The sequence below is a fragment of the Bacillus sp. FSL L8-0199 genome, assembly GCF_038005705.1.
Taxonomy (GTDB): domain Bacteria; phylum Bacillota; class Bacilli; order Bacillales; family Bacillaceae_G; genus Bacillus_A; species Bacillus_A cereus.
Genome location: NZ_JBBOTS010000001.1, coordinates 638,320 through 658,201 on the forward strand (window position 1 = coordinate 638,320; position 19,882 = coordinate 658,201).

The window sequence follows — 19,882 nt, forward strand, 5'->3', positions numbered from 1 at the left end:
CTCTTACAATATATGTAAGGGTTTTTTCCTTGTTTCTCCTTATTTTCCTCTAAATAGAATCTAAATCTTGCAATAATTCGATTTTTATATTATTTTATCAGAAAAGTTTTAATTTTATATAGAAAATGTAATCGCTTTCGTGTATATTTTTATTATCAGAAAATTTTAACAAGATATAGGGGTATTGGTAGGGGGAGGATTTAGATGCAGCAACCAACGAATGAGAAATTACATCGCACGATGAAGAGTAGACATTTATTTATGATCGCACTTGGTGGTGTAATCGGAACTGGTTTTTTCTTAGGTTCAGGTTACACTATTAATCAGGCTGGACCAGGGGGAGCCATCCTTTCATATTTAGTAGGCGGATTTATTATGTATTTAACAATGCTTTGTCTTGGAGAGTTAACGGTAGCGATGCCGGTTTCAGGATCTTTCCAAAAGTATGCAACGAAGTTTATTGGACCAGGAACGGGCTTTATGATTGGCTGGTTATACTGGCTTGGCTGGGCAGTAACAGTGGGTCTAGAATTAACGTCAATCGGTTTAATGATGAAAAGATGGTTTCCAAATGTTGATGTTTGGGTATGGTGCCTTGTATTCGGTGTTATTTTATATGCTTCAAACGCAATTTCGGCAAAAAGTTATGCTGAATTAGAATTTTGGTTTTCTAGTATTAAAGTAATTACAATCCTTGCATTTGTTGTTCTTGGTGGTAGTGCATTATTAGGATTTATATCATATGACGGAAAAGAAGCAGCACCTCTTTTCTCTAACTTTGTAAGCGATGGTGGACTTTTCCCGAATGGACTAGCTGCCGTACTACTTACAATGATTACAGTTAACTTCTCATTTCAAGGAACAGAGTTAATCGGAATTGCAGCGGGAGAAAGTGAAAATCCAGAAAAAACAATTCCACGTGCGATCCGTAATACAGTATGGCGCATTATGTTATTCTTCATTTTAACAATGACAATTTTAGTAGGATTAATTTCTTGGAAAGAAGCAGGTGTAATTGAAAGTCCATTCGTAGTCGTATTTGATAAAATTGGTATTCCATACGCAGCTGATATTATGAACTTCGTTATTATTACTGCGTTATTATCTGTAGCGAACTCTGGATTATATGCAGCGACGCGTATACTATGGTCACTTGCAAATGAGGGAATGGCACCAACTTCCTTCCAGAAAGTAAATAAGCGTGGTATTCCAATTACAGCGCTAGTCGTAACGATTGCGGTAGCTGGATTATCTCTATTCACAAGTTTCCTTGCAGAAGATACAGTATACATGTATTTATTATCGATAGCTGGTTTATCGGCTGTTTCAAGTTGGATCATTATTGCTCTATCGCAACTTCGCTTTAGAAGTCAGTATATAAAAGGCGGAGGAAAGTTAGAGGACTTAAAGTATAGAACACCACTATACCCGATTGTTCCAATTTTAGCTTTAATTACAAATAGCATTGTTGTTATTAGTTTAGCGTTTATTCCTGAACAAAGAATGGCGTTATACTGTGGTATTCCATTTATCATTTTCTGCTATATATATTATTATATTAGTAAGAAACGGCAGAAACCGATGAAAGTGGAGATGGAAAAAACAAATGAAACTAACAATCAAACACGATGATATAGAAGCAGATTTATCGTATGGTCAATTAGCGATTGGAAAAGAAAACGGTTATTCACCGTTACAATTACTCGTTTCTTCTATCGCAGGGTGTAGTGCAATTGTTTTTCGAACGATTTTAGAAAAGAAACGTATTCCATACGATACGTTTACAATCGAAACTGAAATTGGTAGAAGTGAAGCGTTATCGAAGCCAGTTGAAAGTGTTCATTTGCACTATAAAATTAAAGCGGAAAACATTACAGAAGAGCAGTTGGACAAAGCATTGCAGCTTGCAGTGAAAAATTGTACGATTGTTCAATCTGTAAAAGATAGTATAAAGGTTACGGAAACAATTGAACTAATAAAATGAAACATAAAAACGTGAGAATACGGCTCTCACGTTTTTATGTTTTTAATAAAGGGGGAAATATGATGGAATGTTTAGGGTGTAAATTAGCAGGCGGAGAGGAAATTATATATAAAATATATGAAGATGATTATGTAACATGTTTTTTAGATCATGCGCCTTTCTACTCAGGACATACTTTAATTGTGCCAAAGCAGCATGTTGTAGAAGTAGACGAATTAGATGACGTTGTAGCAAAATCTATTATGGATGCTTCTAAGCTCATTGCAAAAGCGATTAAGATAGTATATAAACCTGACGGAGTTACAGTTTGTCAAAATGGTGGAGTATTTAACGAGTTAACACATTATCATATGCATGTCGTACCAAGATATAAAGAGCGTTCGTTTGCTGAGTTTTATATGGTACAACCAGGAGAAAAGCAGAATCATAACTTGGAAGAGACAAAGAATTTGTTAAAAGAAGCGATAGAGCATATGCTGCTTACTGAAAAGGCGTAGCGGTCAGGAAAATTCTAATATTAAAAAGCCCAGTTTCTCAGTTACAATAGAGAAATTGGGCTTTTGTTTATTCTATTATTAAATTTTATATATAAAAAGATTTTGCAGTGTCACAAAGTATAGCGCTCATTCGTTATATAGAGTGAGAGGAGGAATTATATGAAAGTTACAAACAACGATTATGAAAAGATGGAAGAGCTATATGAGTTGTATGAACAAAAGATTTATTATGTAGCATATTCTATTTTAAATAATATTCAACAGGCTGAAGATGCGGTTCAAGAGACGTTTATTACTCTTTATAAGAATTTGGAAAAGCTCCATAGCTTGGCTACTCAAGAGCTTAAACGTTACATTTTGAGGATTGCGAAAAACAAGGCGATTGATAGTTACCGGAAAAACAAACGACATGAAACATTTTTAGAAGAATATGAAAGAGAATCTGTAGAAGCAGTAGATGAAAATATTGAAGAGTGGGAAAAACGTAAAATGTCTGAGGTTCAAATTGATGCATTGCTAAAAGAGTTAAACGAATCTAATAGACAGGTGTTTAAGTACAAAGTCTTCTATAACTTAACGTATCAAGAAATTTCAAGTGTCATGGGGATAACCGAGGCAAATGTCCGCAAGCAGTTTGAACGCGCTCGAAAACGAGTCCAAAATATGATAGGAGGTATACAACATGACGAATTCAAAGAACTCCAAAGAAATATATGAACTTGCTGAAAAAATTGCTTTAGATGATTTTGATAAACTTGAACAACAACATGAATTTTCACATACATATACGCGCAAAAAGAAATTGTTTATGGAGGAAATGAAACCGCAAGATGGACAACCGCTGAAAAAGCGTAAAAGACATCGTATGTTAATCGCTGCTGCTTGCTTATTGATCGGCATGCCGACAACCGTTTTTGGAGCAGTAAAGGTCTATAATATGATCGTTCAAAAACAAAATTATGAAGTAAATGTTTCAGTAACAAATAAGGACTCGAAAAAGGCTGATAAGTGGTATAAGCTGAAAATCGATAAATTACCAGAAAATATGGAAGCAATTGATGACTCTGCTATGAAATATTCCTTTAAAGATAACTACGCAATGGGTGGATTTTCATTCGTTCTTTGGAGAGTAGGAGGGAATTCAGATTTTCCAACTCTGTACTCGAAAAGTTATGAAGAAAAAGAGATAAATGGTAAGAAGGCAGTAATTGTCCATAGAGAAAATGGTAATAAAGATTTAATGTTTAATAGAGTAATTTTTCTCTATTTTGAGGAAGAAGGAATTATGTTACAAAGTTACATTGGAAATGATATAAACGAAGAACAAATGATAGATGTGCTAGGGAGCATTTCACTTGAGCCCACGTCAAAAGAAAAGTCATCATATATAAGCGATTATGATAAAAAGTATTTTAGCCAAGAAAGTAAAACAACTAAGGTAATTCCTTTGAAGAAGGATAGCAAACGACTATTTCATATAGGGCAAAAGGTTCCAGTAACGATATCTATGGATAACAGTCAAATTGAATATGTGATAGAAAAAGTTGAAATCTTTGATTCAATCAAAGATTTTAAACAAGAGAACTTTAATGAAATGGGCTTAGGAATACTAAGCAGGAATCAAGCTTTGGATCAAGCTGGACAATTGATACCATATAGAAGGGATAAATATAAAATTGGAAATGGTAAAGATTCAATTGATCAATTAGTAGAATCAAAATTAATTCATCCTAAATTTGTCTACCTGACAACAACAGTGAAAAATATAGGTAAACAGGCGACAGAAGAAATCTATATGACTCCATCTATAAAAGTTCTTGAATATAAAGGAAATGCATGGCAGTATGCTGGGAAAGATGGAATCGCAGAAAAAAATATTATGACAGGCGAAGTTGATTATTTAGAGCCTCATGGAGATGGAAAAAGCTTTTACAATATTGGCAGTATCACACCAGGAGAAACGGTAAAAGTTAATTTAGGTTATTTTGTAGATGAAGATAAATTAGATTCAATCTTTTTGGATGCTTTCAATTACAGAGGGATTGGTGACACTGAAAATATGAATTCGAAAAATCGTTGGTGGTTTGATATTCGTCAATCGTAAACATAATAAGAACAACTAGATTAAAAAGCTGCTTATATTTAGCAGCTTTTTTCGTCTCCATACATATGTAAAACTTCTTTCGCACGCATACGTAAACCATCTATCAATTCTATCGGTTCTAAAACTTTTGCATCTTTTCCGAGTCTATAAAATAAAGGGGTAATAAAATTGATTTCTCCTTTATCAATTGTTGAATGTATATATCCTGTCCCGTTTTCGTTTGTTACAACGAATTCTTCAAGGTAAGGCACGCTTTTACATTGGCGTACGCCTTCTGTTGACAGTAAAACATGTAACTGAGTAGGATTATGTACTACGTGAGAGTTAGAGGCAAACCACTCTTTTAAATTCATGAATGTATCTTCATTTTCTTCCGTTGATAATATAGAAAGAATACGATCGACGCGATACAGTAATGTTTTTTCTACATTAAAATCATAAGCAGGTAAATACCATAAACCATCATGCGCATATACACCGATAGGATGAACGTGTTTTGTTTTGATCTTTGATTTAGATTCGTATTGAAAGTGTAAATTTTTATTTTCAATAGCCGCTGTTAACACTTCGTTTAAAAGTGGTGTCTCAATTGTTCTTTTCGGATTCCAAAAGGCGATATAAGAACGTATTTTGTCAACTTTAGCTTTCGCATCATGTTGTAGGGAGCTATATAGTTTATGTGTAACGGAATTTATTTCTGTGTTAAAAGGCAAGTCTCTGTAGTAGCTTAAAGATTGAAAGGCAAAAAAGATGGAGACTGCTTCTTCTTCCGTAAATAAAATAGGTGGAATTACTCTATTCGTTAATACTTTATATCCTCCGTTGCGACCTTGTTCAGCGTAAATGGGTAATCCCATATCACTTAAATCTAAAATGTATCTATGGACAGTACGAACAGAAATATTAAATTCATCAGCTATTTCTTGCGCTGTAAATGCTTTTTTCGCAGAAGCAAATATAAGAATATCTAATAAGCGTTTAGCTTTTGACAAATGTATCACCTTTTTTCTTTTTAAACATGACATAAATTGTCGTGTTTTATTGTTAGTATATTGTTTACAGCATAATGTTATCAAGATGAGATGTAAGGAGGAAAAAATATGTCACGTGAAATAGTTTTATTTATTGCGGCGAGCTTAGATGGATATATTGCGAAAGAAGATGATGATTTACAGTGGTTAATGGAAACCGAAGGGGAGGGAGATAACGGTTATACAGAAATGTACGAAACGATTGATACAATAATTATGGGAAAAAGAACGTACGATTATGTAGTAGAGCATATAGAACCATTCCCGTATTTAGATAAAAAATGTTATGTTTTTTCTAACTCAGAAAAAGGTTCAAACGAACACGTGGAGTTTGTAAATGAAGATGTAGTGGAGTTTACAAAAAGGTTGAAAGAGCAAGAAGGATCTAAAATATGGATGGTCGGTGGAGGGAGTCTCTTAAGAGAGTTCTTTAAGAATAATCTAATTGATGAATATGTTGTTACGATTACACCTCACATATTAGGTTCTGGAGTTCCGTTATTTCAAGACAAGAACCCGGAAATTAATTTAACTTTAACGGATACGAAACGTTTTGGGCAATTTGTAAATTTATATTATAAAGTAAAGTGATAAAAAAACACGACTATTGATGATAGTCGTGTTTCTTTATGGATGGTAATGAAACTATAAAGCAAGACCCGTAATCGACTTCGCTCGTTACAGTAATATTTCCGCCGTGTAGTTCTACAATTTCTTTTACGATAGATAGTCCTAAACCAGTTCCGCCTGTAGATCGTGATCTCGCTTTATCAACTCGATAAAAGCGGTCGAAAATGTGAGGGAGATCTTCAGGAGGAATACCTTCGCCTTCATCTTCAATTGTAATGGAAATACTTTTATGTTCTTCTGTAACAGAAATGTTTATATGAGAATGTTCTTTTGAATGTCTATAAGCGTTATTTAAAATGTTCACCACAACTTGTTCAAATCGTTGTTCATCTAAGTTTACTAGCAGTGTAGGAGGACAAGAGAAAGAAACTTTAATGTATCTTTCTTTATATATGGCATTTACTTTTTCGGCTATGCGAGTTAGGAAGGTGTGTAAATGTACTTCCTTTACTTGAATAGAAAAGTTATGTTGTTCCATTTGTGCAAGTGAAAATAAATCTTGAACTAAGTTTGTAATGTAATCAGACTCATCTTTTATAATTGATAAATATCGCAAACGTTGTTCAGAAGGGGTGCTTTCTTTTGAAGCAATGTCAGCATAACCTCTTACGTATGTTAACGGTGTTCGTAATTCGTGAGCAACACTTGCTAGAAATTCACTTCGCTCTGTTTTCATATAATGTAAATCATTTGCGAGCGTTTGAATAGATGATGCTAGTTCACCAATTTCATCATTTCGAGTAGTCGTTAATGAAACGGACAAATCACCTTTACTCATTTTTTCAGTTGCATGTTTCATGTGTAACAATGGTTTTGTTAATAAACGTGATAATAGGAAAATTGTGATGACTGTGAGTAGAAACGTGATGGCGCCAGCAATAATGAATTGTTTCGTTAATCCATTTACCAACTTTTCAATGGATTCTGTTCCAAGAAACATATACACATATCCTTCATGTTTTCCAGCTACTATGATAGGACTAACTGTACATATATAATTAGATGTTTTCCAATGGTTTTCTATAATCGCTCCATTATGGTCTGTTCGAGTTTGCATTTTACTAATATGATCGTTTATAGTCTTGTTTATTTCGTTAGATTTAGCTAATATTTCTTTATTTGCATTTGTAATAACGACAGTTGTTTCAGCTTCAGATTCCATTAATGCTACGTGAGAGATGGTTTGCTTATCGTAATATTTTTCAAGTACATCTCGATGACTATTTCCTCGCTTTAATAAAGCTGTCATTTCTTCATTTACTCTAGTGTTTACGAGACTATAATAGAGCAAAATAAAGAGAACACTTTCAATTAAAAGTGTAACAATTAAAAAATAAAATCCGAATTGAATTGAAATCCGTTTCATCGTTTTTCCCCTTACTGTTCAGTATCAATCCATCGATAACCTACTCCATACACGGTTTTTAAATGATGATCAATAGGGAAATTTGCTTTTCGCAATTTATCACGTAAATTACGAATATGCGAATCGACTGTGCGATCTTCTGTATTTGTGTTTAATCCCCAAATTCGTTCGATGAGCTGATCACGGTTTAATACGTAGTTCACATGGCGTAAAAATAATCCGAGTAAAGAAAATTCAATTGGTGTGAGAAGGAGTTCTTCACTATGGACAGAAACGAAGTGTTTTGTTTCATCCCATACAATACCGTGATATTGGATTTGTTTATGTTCATTTGTACGTCTTAAAACGGCTTCAATTCTTGCGAAAAGTTCTTCTTCATGGAAAGGTTTCGTTACGTAATCATCGGCTCCAAGTTTTAATCCTTGAACGACATCTACTGTTTGATCACGAGCTGTAACCATAATAATAGGAATGTTACTAAAAGATCGGATTTTTTTGCACGTTTCCCATCCGTCCATCTTTGGCATCATAATATCGAGTAAAACAAATTTAAAGTTTCGATTTTCTATATGTAAAATAGCTTCTTCTCCTGAAGTCGCACATACGCAGTTATATCCAATTGGGGTAAGATAAAGCGTTAATAATTCAAGCATTCTCGGTTCATCGTCTACGAGCAGTATATCAATCATAGAGAGCCCTCCATATTTATAATTGTTACTTAAAGTGTAATGCAAAATCATGAAGAAATGGTGCAGATTATGATGCGTCTGCATAATTTCTTCAGAATTGCTTGTTATTGTGGAGTTGAAATTACATTTTAGGTAATCATATTGGCTCAAAAATGATTAATACGGAGGCGGTATAGTGAAAAAAATGACCCGAATTTTTGGGATAACAATAATTACAGCAGTTGGTCTTGCTGCATGCGGACAAACGAATACAGACCATAAAAACCATGAATCTACAAAAGAGAAGAAAACAGAGCAAAAGGAAATGAAAATGAATCAGGAGGTAACGGCGCCAAAAGAAATGAACGAAGGTGCATTGAATGATTTATTAACGACAAGTCTAAAAAATGTGACGAGGTTAAATACAAATGACCCCCTAAAAATGGCAGTATTAACTTCGCAAACGATATGGCCAGCAACTCATAAGGAGAACCAGCCAGGTGCTGTTATTTTAGTACCAGCAAGCGAGTGGCAATTAGGTATTGCGAGTGCAGACCTTATTCATCATCCGAATAACGGGCCGATTTTATTTATAGAAAAAGAAAAGATACCGGAAATGACGTTAAAAGAAATAAAACGATTAAATCCAATCGGAACGAAAGATGGGACACAAATTATGGTGATGGGGGATGTAGGTACTAGCGCGCTTGAACAATTAAAAGGTTATAAAGTAAAACAAATAAAAGAAATGGACCCAGCTATATTTGCGAAGGATGTTGATAAGGAGTATGCCGACATAACAGGAAGCTACCCAAATAGTGTTATTATTGGTTCGTCTGCAGAAGAAGGACGTTTATATACAACACCCGCTGTAAATTGGATTTCTCATATGCCGGAACCACTACTCTATACAGAAAAGAATAAAGTGCCAGAAGCGACAATAGAGGCATTAAAAATGAGAAAAGATAAAGCAAATATATATGTATTAGGGCCAGAAAAAATTGTTTCAAAAGAAGTGGAAAAAGAGCTGAGCAAATACGGGAAAGTAACGCGTATTAGTGGAGAGACCCCTACAGAAAACTCGATTGCGTTCGCTAAATTTAAAGATGAAAAAACAAAATTTGGCTGGGGATTCACAAAACCTGGTCACGGTTTATCATTTGTTTCAAGTAAAACACCAGATTTAGCAGTTGCTGGGGCACCTTTTTCACATATGGGTAAACACGCACCTGTTGTATTATTAGAAGAAGGTAAAGCTTCACACCCAGTGTATGACTTCCTTGCTACTATTCAGCCGAAGTTTAAAGATAATCCGACACTTGGACCATATAATCATGGCTTCTTATTAGGAAGTACGAGTGATATTTCATTTGAAACACAAGGAATACTAGATGAGAGGTTAGAAATTGTTCAGGAAAGTGGTCAAGGACACGGTGGACATTAATGAAATGAGAAAAGACACTACTGATATAGCGTCTTTTTCTTTAGGAAACTTTTACATAGTAAAAAATCTTCTACTCGTTATATAATAGCTTTCGTGCAGTCGGCTGATTTTCTTATGGAGAAAATCAAATGATAAAGGAGTAGAGGAGTGGTATTTTGTTTCAAACGATAAAAAATGATTGGTTTTCTAATGTGAGAGGGGACGTGTTATCAGGAATTGTCGTTGCTTTAGCATTAATTCCTGAAGCGATAGCCTTCTCTGTTATCGCTGGTGTGGATCCGACCGTTGGGTTATACGCAGCCTTTTGTATTGCAGTTACCATTTCATTTGTTGGCGGAAGAACTGGGATGATTTCAGCTGCAACAGGTGCAATGGCATTATTAATGGTGACGCTCGTTAAAGATCATGGTTTGCAATATTTATTTGCTACAACAATATTAACAGGTATTGTCCAAATTATTTTTGGCGTGTTCAAACTGAGCTCATTTATGAAGTTTGTTCCGAAATCTGTTATGAGTGGTTTTTTAAATTCACTTGGAATTTTAGTTTTTACAGCGCAATTGCCACATTTTAAAAATGCAACTTGGCAAATGTATGCACTCGTTGTATTAGGACTTGCAATTATATATTTATTTCCACGTATTACAACGGCTGTACCTTCTACGCTTATTTCAATTATTATTGTGACGAGTATTGCACTTATGAGCGGACTACAGTTGAAAACAGTAGGAGATATGGGAAGCTTGCCGAAAGAATTACCATTCTTTAGCATTCCTGACGTGCCTTTTACAGTTGAGACATTAGGGATTATTTTACCGTATGCAGTTATGCTTGCAATTATCGGTTTACTAGAATCATTATTAACAGCTTCAGTTTTAGATGATATGACGCATACGGAAAGTAATAAGCATAAAGAGGCACGCGGTCAAGGGATCGCAAACATTGTTGCTGGTTTCTTCGGAGGAATGGCAGGTTGTGCAATGATCGGTCAATCTGTTATTAATATTAAATCAGGTGGACGAGGTCGCCTATCAACATTTGTAGCGGGCGGATTTTTAATCGTATTACTATTTGTTTTAGGAGATTATGTCGTTCATATTCCGATGGCAGCTTTAGTTGCAGTTATGATTATGGTTTCAATCGGAACGTTTGATTGGAACTCTGTAACAACAATTCATAAAGTACCAAAAGGAAACGCATTTGTTATGATTGTAACAGTTGTGATTGTCTTAATTACACATAATTTAGCATTAGGTGTAATTATCGGAACAGTAATTAGTGCGGTTTTATTTGCATTCAATATGGCAAAGATTCACGTGAAACATTTATATATTGAAAATAAGAAAATATACGAAATTCACGGTCAACTTTTTTTTGCATCTACAGCCGACTTTATAAATAATTTTTCATTTAATGAAGATGTAAAAGAAATCGAAATGAACTTTACTCATGCGCACGTATGGGATGATTCGGCAGTGGCATCAATTGATAAAGTTATCATGAAGTATGAACAAAGTGGTGTGAAAGTAAGTATAACAGGATTAAATGAACGTAGTTCAAAACTTGTTGCAAATTTAGCTACTTATAATAAAAGAATTGCTAGTTAAAAGCCTCCTTTTTAGGGGGCTTTATTATATAATACGAATAGGATAACGAAAAGGGGATTCAGCATATGTACAAACAAATTATATTAGCATGTGACGGTTCTGAACATGCACTTCGAGCAGCGGAGCATGCAACCTATATTGCGAAATGTAGCGAAGAAACAAATGTTGAAGTTGTGTACGTAGTAGATAATAGAACGGCAAAATCAGATATTATACAAGGTCAAACAGATTTAGAAACAATATCGGCTAGTCGAAAAGATAAATTAAAAGAGATTGAAGGTTTATTAAAGAAAGAGAACATTTCTTATACAATTACGATATTACATGGTGATCCTGGAGATACAATTGTTCAATATGTAAATACAGGAGATATAGATCTTGTCATTGCTGGAAGTAGAGGGCTCAATACACTGCAAGAAATGGTGCTGGGAAGTGTAAGTCATAAAATAGCAAAGCGTGTGAAATGTCCAGTGATGATTATAAAATGAAATAGAACGTAACGAAGACCTTAGTATAACTGAGGTCTTTTTTTATGTATAAATGACTCTTATTTGTGGAAATACTAGATATATAAGTTGAAAAGATGTTAACTTACAAATTTGTAAGTTAGTTGTTAGAGAAATCGATGTTATGAAATTTTTCCCATTGGTAAAATAAAAGTATCAAAGGGGAGATAGGGAGGATGGAAGTAATGAAATCATTTCAAAATTTGTCATATAGCCAAGGTGTCAGTCTTATTTGTTTAGGGGGATTTGCTGCATCTGTTACGTTAGCTGTTTTAATAAAGGTGTTTCATCAAATCTTTTAATCTTATAGTAGGGAAGGAATTGGTTGTTATCATTAGTAGGAACAGCAATGAAAATAAAAAATAGCTCTTAGCATGTATGTAAATGCTAAGAGCTATTTTTATGCTTGTTATATATTATTTAAGCTTGCTTTTGTTTTACTGATCCTGTATTTAAAGTAAGAGCAAGGAAGAACATTGCAAGTACGCAAGATGCAAGTAATAAGATGAATCCGCCATCCCATCCGAATGCATCTACGATAAAGCCCATAGCTGCACTAGCAAAAGCAGCTCCGCCTAAGTAACCGAAGAATCCAGTTAAGCCTGCTGCAGTTCCAGCAGCTTTCTTTGGTGCTAAGTCTAGAGCGTGTAGACCAATTAACATAACCGGTCCGTAAATTAAAAATCCAATTGCGACAAGTGCGATACTATCAACCATTGGATTACCAGGAGGGTTTAACCAGTAAACAAGAACTGCGATAAATACACCAACCATAAATAGAATACCAGCAGGTGCACGACGTCCTTTAAAGAGTTTATCGCTCATCCATCCGCAAAGAAGTGTACCTGGAATACCAGCCCATTCATATAGAGCGTAAGCAGTACGTGAGCTACTATGAGTAAAGCTTTTTTCTTCTACTAAATAAGTAGGAGCCCAGTCTACAACGCCGTAACGTACGAAATATACGAAAACGTTCGCAATAGCGATGTACCATAAAAACTTATTGTTTAATACGTATTTAAATAAAATTTCCTTTACTGAAAGCTCGCGTTCGCGATCTTTTACTTTTTCATCTGGTGGATATTCTCCAGTATGTTCTTCAATAGAAGGTAGTCCACAAGATTGAGGTGTATCTTTCATCGTAATTAATACATAAATACCAACTAAAATTGAAAGAATACCTGGGAAGTAAAAAATACTTTTCCAGTCATCTGCGAAGAAGTATAAGCCTAATGTTACAAGTGAAGGCATAAGCGCTCCGCCAACATTATGAGCGACGTTCCAAATAGACATTTTTGTACCACGTTCGCTAATAGAGAACCAGTGAACCATCGTACGACCACAAGGAGGCCATCCCATACCTTGTACCCATCCATTTAAAAACTGAAGTACAAACATAAGTATAATGCTCGTTGTAATGAAAGAAAATGAGCCGAAAATAATATTAATGATACCTGATAAAAATAGCCCAGCTGCTAAAAAGTAGCGAGGATTACAACGATCGGATACGATACCCATAAGAAATTTACTTAATCCGTAAGCGATAGAAACTGCTGAAAGGATAACCCCAAGTTCCCCTTTACTAAAGCCTTGCTCGATTAAGTATGGCATTGCTAGTGAAAAGTTTTTTCGAACAAAGTAGTAACCTGCATAACCGATGAAGATACCTAAGAATACTTGTAAACGTAATTTACGGTATTCGCTATCAACGCGATCAGCTGGTAAGCGTTCCGCGTGGGGCGCAGGTTTAAATAATTGTGTGAAAAACATAAAATGAAAATCCTCCCCTAATTAATTCGAAGCGTTTTAAGACAGAGAACATAAAAAGGCCATGAAATATAAAAAAGTTTCCTTTTTTATGATTCATAGCCGTGTACTCCGTTTCTCCGTGACTGTCAATATTAACTTCGTCGAAAATTATACAACTTTGTGACAAAAATGTAAACGTTTTTATGAATAAAAGTATTGACGGATTTTGTTCGTGGGATTAATATTTAAATACATTAAATATTTTATTGTTTAAATAAGAGGTGGATAACATGCCAAATGATATGACGCATATCGATAAAATTCAAGCTCTTGCCTTTTCGATTGGAAAGAAAATGCAGACGGAGTTATTAGAACAAATGCAAGCGACAGGACTTACACCACCGCAGTTTTATATTTTAAAGATTTTAGATCATTATGGGGCTTCAAGAGCGACAACATTAGCGAAAAAGATGTATGTGAAGCCTAGCGCGATTACAGTGATGATTGATCGTCTAATCGATCAAGAACTTGTAGAACGCTATCACGACAAAGATGACCGTCGCGTTGTCATCATCGAGTTAACGAAAAAGGGGAAAGTTAGAGTAGAAGAGGCAATGACAGCTCGTAACGAGCATATTGCAAAATACTTTTCACATTTAGAGTTGCAAGAAAGAGAAGATTTATTACGTCTCTTTGAGAAGTTAGAAACCATTATTTGTGGGACACAAGAGAAAAAAGAGAATAACTAAGAGGAATTGAGGAGATTACATGGAGCAACAAGAAAATCAAAATAGAAAGTTGTTGTTAATCGGTTTAATTATCGCGATGCTATTTGCTGCATTAGATGGAACAATTGTTGGTACAGCAATGCCACGTATCGTCGGTGACCTAGGTGGATTAAGTTTAATGACATGGTTAACAACAGCTTATATGTTAACATCAACGACAGTTGTACCAATTGCAGGTAAATTAGCGGATTTACTTGGTCGTCGTAACGTATATATAACAGGGCTAGTTATTTTCATGATTGGTTCGGCGTTATGTGGTATGGCAAATGGTATGACAGAATTAATTATTTTCCGTGGTATTCAAGGTCTTGGTGGCGGTATTATGATGCCAATGGCTATGATTATTATTGGAGATATGTTCACGGGGAAAGAACGTGCAAAATGGCAAGGTATTTTTGGTGCGTTATACGGCCTTGCTTCTGTAATTGGACCACAAGTTGGTGGTTGGATTGTAGATGCAGTGAACTGGAGATGGGTATTCTACATTAACTTACCGGTTGGTATTTTAGCAACAATCTTTATTGCAATGGGATTAAAATCGCATAAACAAACAGGACCAATTAAAATTGATATCGCTGGAATCTTTACGATGATTCTCGGTGTTGTAAGTTTATTACTTGCGCTAACGTTTGGCGGAAAAGATTATGCATGGGATTCTTGGCAAATTATCGGTTTATTTGCACTAGCTGTAATTGGTATCGTTAGCTTTGTTATCGTTGAAACGAAAGCTGAAGAGCCAATTTTACCAATGCATTTCTTTAAAAATCGCACATTTACAATACTGAATGCGATTGGATTCTTTATGAGTATTGGAATGTTCGGCGCGATTATGTTCGTACCATTCTTCATGCAAGGTATTGTAGGAGTAAGTGCTGCTGAATCAGGAACAATTATGACTCCAATGATGATTACAATGATTGTGATGAGTATTATCGGTGGGCAACTTGTATTAAAAGTTGGTGTAAAACCACAAATTATCGCAGGTATGCTTATTATGGCCGGTGGTTTCTGGTTATTAACAACGATGGATATGCACACAACGAAGCTTACAGCTACTTCTTATATGATGGTTATCGGTTTAGGAATGGGTCTTGTAATGCCGACATTAACATTAGCGTTACAAGAAAGCTTCCCGAAAAAAGACCTTGGTGTTGTAACATCATCAAGTCAGTTCTTCCGACAAATCGGTGGTACATTTGGTATTACAATTTTAGGATCAATTATGAATAACACTTCAGGTACGACATTAACAAAGAATTTAGTACCTGTATTAGATACATTCCCGAAAGAAGCGGGACAAATGGTAACGAAATTTAAAGATATGATTCACACAGATCCACAAGGTTTATATTCGATGCTATTTAGCCCAGAGGCATTAAAACAAATGCCAGAAGCGTTCGCTAACAGTATTGTACCTATTTTGAAAAACTCTTTAGTAGACTCGCTTCATACTGTATTCTTAACAGGATTAGTATTTATCGTAGTAGGTGCTATCTTTACGATTTTCTTACAAAAAATTAAATTATCAGATCGTAAAAAAGATGCTAAAGAGCCTGTTGTAGAAGAAAAAGAAAAAACTGTATCATACTCGTAATGAAGAAGCATCGCCTTATGGCGGTGCTTTTTTGAGTATAACCTCAAAAGCTTTTTAGTGAGAAATGATTGACGTATTTTTAGAAATACGTTATATTATTTTCTGTAAACGGTTACATGAAATGAGGAGAAAAGAGAATGAGTACGATCAAAGACGTTGCGAAATTAGCGGGAGTATCTGTTGCGACCGTTTCCAGAGTTCTAAATAAAAATGGATATGTTCACCAAGATACATTAAAAAAGGTAGAACGTGCAATTGAGATGTTAGATTATAAGCCTAGTACAGTAGCGCGTTCACTGTATAATAAAAAGTCTCGTTTAATTGGCTTAGTTGTTCCAAATATCGTGAATCCATTCTTTCCGGAAGTTGCACGTGCCGTAGAAGATGTAGCACATAAACAAGGTTACACAGTTGTCCTTTGTAACTCTGATGAAAGTTTAGAAAAAGAGAAACAATATATTGATGTGCTTAGACAAAATAATGTAGATGGATTTATTGTAGCAACGAATCCACAAAATAGTGTTAATTACATGAATGTATCTGTTCCGGTTGTTGCGATTGACCGTATGTTTAATGAGCGTATTCCTACTGTATATGCAGATAACTATGCAGGAAGTCAGGCTGCGACAAAGTTGTTACTAGATAAAGGATGTAAATATATTGCACATATTCGCGGTCCACGTGATGTGAGTACTGCAAATGAACGCTTTGAGGGTTTTGTAGACGTTATTACGCAAAATAATCTTTCGTATATGATTGCAGAGAGTATGTTTGATCCAGCAAATAGTGAGCGTGTAGCGATGGAATTATTAGAAGAATACCCGCATATTGATGGTATTGTTGCTGGGAATGATTTAATTGCGATCGGTATTGTAAAGGCTGCACTTCAAAAGGGGATTGCCATTCCAGATGATTTACAAATTATCGGATTTGATGGCATTTCTTTAACGGAAATGATGTATCCATCTATTACGACAGTTGCACAACCAATATATGAAATGGGGAAAATTGCAACAGAGTTGTTGTTAGAGCAAATGGAAGGAAATACATTAGAAGAGAAACATTATCGTTTGCCGATTGAAATTATAGAACGAAATACAACGAAGTAAGGAGATGAAACAGATGCCAAATATTGCAGTAGTAGGGAGCATTTCAATGGACTTAGTGGCTGTTTCAAAAAAACGGCCGAAAGCAGGAGAAACAGTAATTGGTGAAGCGTTTCATACAATCCCAGGAGGGAAAGGGGCAAACCAAGCAGTTGCTGCAGCTAGATTAGGAGCAAATGTAGCAATGGTTGGAGCGGTAGGAAATGATGATTATGGAACAGTAGTTAGAAAAAATTTAGAGAACGAACGCATTTTTATCGATTATGTGGTACCGGTTACAGATAGAACGACAGGAATTGCTCATATCGTTTTAGCAGAAGAAGATAACAGTATTGTTGTCGTACAAGGGGCAAATGCTCTTGTAAATAAGTCAGTTGTAGATCGCTCCAAAGACCTTCTTGTAAAAGCGGATATGGTTGTTCTTCAACTAGAAATTCCACTTGAAACAGTAAAATATGTATTGGCTATTTGTGAGAAACATAATATTCCTGTTATGTTAAATCCAGCGCCAGCACAAGTTTTATCAGAAGAAATTTTAGAAAAGGCAACTTATATTACGCCAAATGAACATGAGTGCCGCATCGTATTAGATGATTTCATCTCACCAATTGAAGATTTACTGGCTAAATATCCAAATAAACTATTGATGACAGAAGGTTCTAACGGTGTTCGTTTCCATAATGGGACGGAGATTGTACATGTTCCTAGCATTGCTGTTGATGTAGTGGATACAACTGGAGCTGGTGATACATTTAATGGTGCGTTAGCAGTTGCACTTTCTGAAGGAGAGACACTTCAAAAAGCAATTCGTTTCGCGAATATTGCCGGTGGTCTTTCTGTAACGAAACTTGGAGCACAGGGCGGTATGCCAACGAGAGATCGAGTACGTGAAGTGCAGGTGATTGTTGGGTGAAAAAGCATGGTGTATTAAATAGTGAAATCGCGGCAGTCCTTGCTTCACTTGGGCATACAGATACGGTTGTAATTGCTGATTGCGGGTTACCGATTCCGGATGGAGTAAAACGAATTGATTTAGCTGTTGAGATTGGAAAACCGAGTTTTTTAGAGGTGTTACAAGTTGTAGCTGATGATATGGCAATCGAAAAAGTGACGTTAGCAGAAGAAGTCATTATAAATAATGCGGAAGTAAATAAAGAAATAGAGCAGAAATTAATAGAGCCAGCATTTGAGTATGTATCTCATGAGCAATTTAAAGAGCATACAAAGAAAGCGAAGGCGATTATTCGTACAGGCGAGGCTACGCCTTATGCAAATGTAATTTTACATGCAGGCGTGATTTTTTAATAAAGGGAAGTGATGGGAATGCATATTGAAATGAAAAACATTTCAAAGGCGTTCAATGGAAATCCTGTTTTGAAGAATGCACAGTTTATGATTGAAACAGGAGAAGTCCATGCATTGATGGGGGAAAATGGAGCGGGTAAATCAACGCTCATGAAGATTTTAACAGGTGTATACAAAAAAGATGATGGGACAATCACGATTGATGGGCAAGAGCGCACCTTTAAAAATGCGAAAGAAGCTGAAGAGTACGGCATCGCATTTATACATCAAGAACTAAACATATTGCCGAATTTAACAGTAGCTGAAAATATGTTTCTCGGTAAAGAGTTAATGTATGGGAAAACAGGTATTTTACGCACTCGACAAATGAACGCCATTGCGCAGCAGCAACTAGCGGAGTTAGGGTTGCATGTAAGAGGCGCTATGTTAGCAGAGGAATTATCGGTTGGACAACAGCAAATTATCGAAATTGCGAAAGCATTAATGACCAACGCGAGCGTTATTATTATGGATGAACCTACTGCGGCACTGACGGATCGTGAAATCGAAACGCTCTTTACAGTAATCAATAAGTTACGTAAAGAAGGTGTTTCATTCGTGTACATTTCGCATCGTATGGAAGAGATTTTCTCAATATGTGATGCTATTACGATTTTGCGTGATGGAGAATACGTCGGAAAGAGATTAATTCCAGAAACATCATTTGATGAAGTAGTGAGTATGATGGTGGGGCGCAGCATTGGTGAACGTTATCCAGAGCGAAATAGTCAAATTGGTGATGTCATTTTTGAAATGCGTAACGGAACGAAGAAAGGGAAATTTGAAAATGTTTCTTTTCAAGTGAGGAAAGGTGAAATCCTTGGTGTAGCTGGTTTGATGGGAGCTGGCCGTACAGATATTATGAAAGCGATATTTGGATACGAACCTTTAGACTCTGGACAAATTTTTATAAATGGACAAGAGGTAAAGATTGATAGTCCAATAGATGCAATTAGACAAAGAATTGCTTTTATTACAGAAGATAGAAAGTCTGAAGGATTAGTGTTAGATTTTTCAATTCGAGAAAATTTAGCTTTACCGAATTTAGAAAGTCTTTCAAAGGGAAGTGTTCTAAGCAATGAGCTAGAACAACAGTTTACAGAGGATATGATGAAGCTTCTTAATGTGAAAGCATCTAGCGGAGAGCAGGCAGTGAAATCTCTTTCTGGTGGAAATCAGCAAAAGATTGTAATCGCAAAATGGCTAGGCATTCATCCGCAATTACTCATTTTAGATGAGCCAACAAGAGGTGTTGATGTTGGAGCGAAAAAAGAAATTTACTCTATTATGAATAAGCTTACAGAGCAAGGCGATGCCGTTATTATGGTATCATCTGAGCTTCCGGAAGTTTTAGGGATGAGTGATCGAGTTCTTGTTATTCATGAAGGAAAAGTCGGCGGAATTTTAGAGAAAGATGAGGCATCACAAGAGTCTATTATGGCACTAGCTACAGGGGGAGAGTAA

General features: G+C 35.6%; 20 protein-coding genes. 16 read left to right on the forward strand and 4 right to left on the reverse strand.

Features of this window, described 5'->3' with window-relative positions:
- The first annotated feature begins 204 nt into the window (after positions 1-204).
- The 5 genes from NST86_RS03245 to NST86_RS03265 all read left to right on the forward strand — a co-directional run bounded on the left by NST86_RS03245 (position 205) and on the right by NST86_RS03265 (position 4,585).
- A complete protein-coding gene (locus NST86_RS03245; protein WP_001187097.1) occupies positions 205-1,632 on the forward strand; it encodes an amino acid permease in 1,428 nt (475 codons plus the stop codon).
- Positions 1,607-1,984, forward strand: coding sequence for an OsmC family protein (locus NST86_RS03250; protein WP_016117157.1), 378 nt, complete (start codon positions 1,607-1,609; stop codon positions 1,982-1,984). The genes NST86_RS03245 and NST86_RS03250 overlap by 26 nt, the downstream gene beginning before the upstream one ends.
- Positions 1,981-2,481, forward strand: coding sequence for an HIT family protein (locus tag NST86_RS03255; RefSeq protein ID WP_137026707.1), 501 nt, complete (start codon positions 1,981-1,983; stop codon positions 2,479-2,481). The genes NST86_RS03250 and NST86_RS03255 overlap by 4 nt, the downstream gene beginning before the upstream one ends.
- A gap of 159 nt (positions 2,482-2,640) precedes the next feature.
- Positions 2,641-3,198 (forward strand): RNA polymerase sigma factor, encoded by a 558-nt coding sequence (locus NST86_RS03260; protein WP_016117159.1) that lies wholly within the window; start codon positions 2,641-2,643, stop codon positions 3,196-3,198.
- Positions 3,164-4,585, forward strand: coding sequence for an anti-sigma factor (locus NST86_RS03265; protein WP_061664098.1), 1,422 nt, complete (start codon positions 3,164-3,166; stop codon positions 4,583-4,585). Before NST86_RS03260 ends, NST86_RS03265 begins: the two co-directional genes overlap by 35 nt.
- A gap of 38 nt (positions 4,586-4,623) precedes the next feature.
- Here NST86_RS03265 and NST86_RS03270 read toward each other — a convergent pair whose 3' ends face one another.
- Complete coding sequence (locus tag NST86_RS03270) at positions 4,624-5,610, reverse strand: helix-turn-helix transcriptional regulator (protein WP_137026709.1); 987 nt, start codon at positions 5,608-5,610, stop codon at positions 4,624-4,626.
- Positions 5,611-5,685: 75 nt separating this feature from the next.
- On the opposite strand from NST86_RS03270, the gene NST86_RS03275 reads away from it, so the two are divergent.
- Positions 5,686-6,207: a dihydrofolate reductase family protein gene (locus NST86_RS03275; RefSeq protein WP_000085766.1), complete on the forward strand. Its 522-nt coding sequence runs from the start codon at positions 5,686-5,688 to the stop codon at positions 6,205-6,207.
- A 13-nt stretch (positions 6,208-6,220) separates the two neighbouring features.
- Here NST86_RS03275 and NST86_RS03280 read toward each other — a convergent pair whose 3' ends face one another.
- Entirely contained in the window at positions 6,221-7,612 is a 1,392-nt protein-coding gene (locus NST86_RS03280) for a sensor histidine kinase (RefSeq protein WP_061664100.1), read from the reverse strand.
- 11 nt (positions 7,613-7,623) lie between these two features.
- Complete coding sequence (locus NST86_RS03285; RefSeq protein ID WP_000565483.1) at positions 7,624-8,301, reverse strand: response regulator transcription factor; 678 nt, start codon at positions 8,299-8,301, stop codon at positions 7,624-7,626.
- A gap of 175 nt (positions 8,302-8,476) precedes the next feature.
- On the opposite strand from NST86_RS03285, the gene NST86_RS03290 reads away from it, so the two are divergent.
- The 4 genes from NST86_RS03290 (at position 8,477) to NST86_RS03305 (ending at position 12,139) form a co-directional block, all read left to right on the forward strand.
- On the forward strand, positions 8,477-9,724 hold the full coding sequence (locus NST86_RS03290; protein WP_086423287.1) for a cell wall-binding repeat-containing protein: 1,248 nt from the start codon (positions 8,477-8,479) through the stop codon (positions 9,722-9,724).
- 155 nt (positions 9,725-9,879) lie between these two features.
- Positions 9,880-11,331: a SulP family inorganic anion transporter gene (locus NST86_RS03295; protein WP_000487914.1), complete on the forward strand. Its 1,452-nt coding sequence runs from the start codon at positions 9,880-9,882 to the stop codon at positions 11,329-11,331.
- 65 nt (positions 11,332-11,396) lie between these two features.
- Positions 11,397-11,819 (forward strand): universal stress protein, encoded by a 423-nt coding sequence (locus tag NST86_RS03300; protein ID WP_000277998.1) that lies wholly within the window; start codon positions 11,397-11,399, stop codon positions 11,817-11,819.
- Between the two features lie 203 nt (positions 11,820-12,022).
- Positions 12,023-12,139 carry a DUF4027 family protein gene (locus NST86_RS03305; RefSeq protein ID WP_000834733.1) on the forward strand — a complete coding sequence of 39 codons (117 nt, stop codon included), beginning with the start codon at positions 12,023-12,025 and terminating at the stop codon, positions 12,137-12,139.
- A 118-nt stretch (positions 12,140-12,257) separates the two neighbouring features.
- Here the strand turns inward: NST86_RS03305 and glpT are convergent, their stop codons facing one another.
- On the reverse strand, positions 12,258-13,607 hold the full coding sequence (glpT, locus tag NST86_RS03310) for a glycerol-3-phosphate transporter (protein ID WP_000466384.1): 1,350 nt from the start codon (positions 13,605-13,607) through the stop codon (positions 12,258-12,260).
- 269 nt (positions 13,608-13,876) lie between these two features.
- Here glpT and NST86_RS03315 point away from each other — a divergent pair, with 269 nt between their 5' ends.
- The 6 genes from NST86_RS03315 (at position 13,877) to rbsA (ending at position 19,882) form a co-directional block, all read left to right on the forward strand.
- Positions 13,877-14,335: a MarR family winged helix-turn-helix transcriptional regulator gene (locus NST86_RS03315; RefSeq protein WP_086423285.1), complete on the forward strand. Its 459-nt coding sequence runs from the start codon at positions 13,877-13,879 to the stop codon at positions 14,333-14,335.
- 19 nt (positions 14,336-14,354) lie between these two features.
- On the forward strand, positions 14,355-15,968 hold the full coding sequence (locus NST86_RS03320; protein ID WP_000437641.1) for an MDR family MFS transporter: 1,614 nt from the start codon (positions 14,355-14,357) through the stop codon (positions 15,966-15,968).
- A 137-nt stretch (positions 15,969-16,105) separates the two neighbouring features.
- The gene (rbsR, locus tag NST86_RS03325) at positions 16,106-17,077 is read left to right on the forward strand and encodes a ribose operon transcriptional repressor RbsR (protein ID WP_086423284.1); all 972 of its coding nucleotides are present in this window, start codon (positions 16,106-16,108) and stop codon (positions 17,075-17,077) included.
- Between the two features lie 13 nt (positions 17,078-17,090).
- The gene (gene rbsK / locus NST86_RS03330) at positions 17,091-17,987 is read left to right on the forward strand and encodes a ribokinase (protein ID WP_001132869.1); all 897 of its coding nucleotides are present in this window, start codon (positions 17,091-17,093) and stop codon (positions 17,985-17,987) included.
- Positions 17,984-18,379 (forward strand): D-ribose pyranase, encoded by a 396-nt coding sequence (rbsD, locus tag NST86_RS03335; protein ID WP_000716151.1) that lies wholly within the window; start codon positions 17,984-17,986, stop codon positions 18,377-18,379. Before rbsK ends, rbsD begins: the two co-directional genes overlap by 4 nt.
- Positions 18,380-18,397: 18 nt before the next feature.
- The gene (gene rbsA, locus NST86_RS03340; protein ID WP_340933142.1) at positions 18,398-19,882 is read left to right on the forward strand and encodes a ribose ABC transporter ATP-binding protein RbsA; all 1,485 of its coding nucleotides are present in this window, start codon (positions 18,398-18,400) and stop codon (positions 19,880-19,882) included.

Coding starts and splice junctions, on each gene's coding strand:
- NST86_RS03245 (WP_001187097.1), top strand. CDS start 205: ATGCAGCAACCAACGAATGAGAAATTACATCGCACGATGAAGAGTAGA.
- NST86_RS03250 (WP_016117157.1), top strand. CDS start 1,607: ATGAAACTAACAATCAAACACGATGATATAGAAGCAGATTTATCGTAT.
- NST86_RS03255 (WP_137026707.1), top strand. CDS start 1,981: ATGAAACATAAAAACGTGAGAATACGGCTCTCACGTTTTTATGTTTTT.
- NST86_RS03260 (WP_016117159.1), top strand. CDS start 2,641: ATGAAAGTTACAAACAACGATTATGAAAAGATGGAAGAGCTATATGAG.
- NST86_RS03265 (WP_061664098.1), top strand. CDS start 3,164: ATGACGAATTCAAAGAACTCCAAAGAAATATATGAACTTGCTGAAAAA.
- NST86_RS03270 (WP_137026709.1), bottom strand. CDS start 5,610: ATGTCATGTTTAAAAAGAAAAAAGGTGATACATTTGTCAAAAGCTAAA.
- NST86_RS03275 (WP_000085766.1), top strand. CDS start 5,686: ATGTCACGTGAAATAGTTTTATTTATTGCGGCGAGCTTAGATGGATAT.
- NST86_RS03280 (WP_061664100.1), bottom strand. CDS start 7,612: ATGAAACGGATTTCAATTCAATTCGGATTTTATTTTTTAATTGTTACA.
- NST86_RS03285 (WP_000565483.1), bottom strand. CDS start 8,301: ATGATTGATATACTGCTCGTAGACGATGAACCGAGAATGCTTGAATTA.
- NST86_RS03300 (WP_000277998.1), top strand. CDS start 11,397: ATGTACAAACAAATTATATTAGCATGTGACGGTTCTGAACATGCACTT.
- NST86_RS03305 (WP_000834733.1), top strand. CDS start 12,023: ATGAAATCATTTCAAAATTTGTCATATAGCCAAGGTGTCAGTCTTATT.
- glpT (WP_000466384.1), bottom strand. CDS start 13,607: ATGTTTTTCACACAATTATTTAAACCTGCGCCCCACGCGGAACGCTTA.
- NST86_RS03315 (WP_086423285.1), top strand. CDS start 13,877: ATGCCAAATGATATGACGCATATCGATAAAATTCAAGCTCTTGCCTTT.
- NST86_RS03320 (WP_000437641.1), top strand. CDS start 14,355: ATGGAGCAACAAGAAAATCAAAATAGAAAGTTGTTGTTAATCGGTTTA.
- rbsR (WP_086423284.1), top strand. CDS start 16,106: ATGAGTACGATCAAAGACGTTGCGAAATTAGCGGGAGTATCTGTTGCG.
- rbsK (WP_001132869.1), top strand. CDS start 17,091: ATGCCAAATATTGCAGTAGTAGGGAGCATTTCAATGGACTTAGTGGCT.
- rbsA (WP_340933142.1), top strand. CDS start 18,398: ATGCATATTGAAATGAAAAACATTTCAAAGGCGTTCAATGGAAATCCT.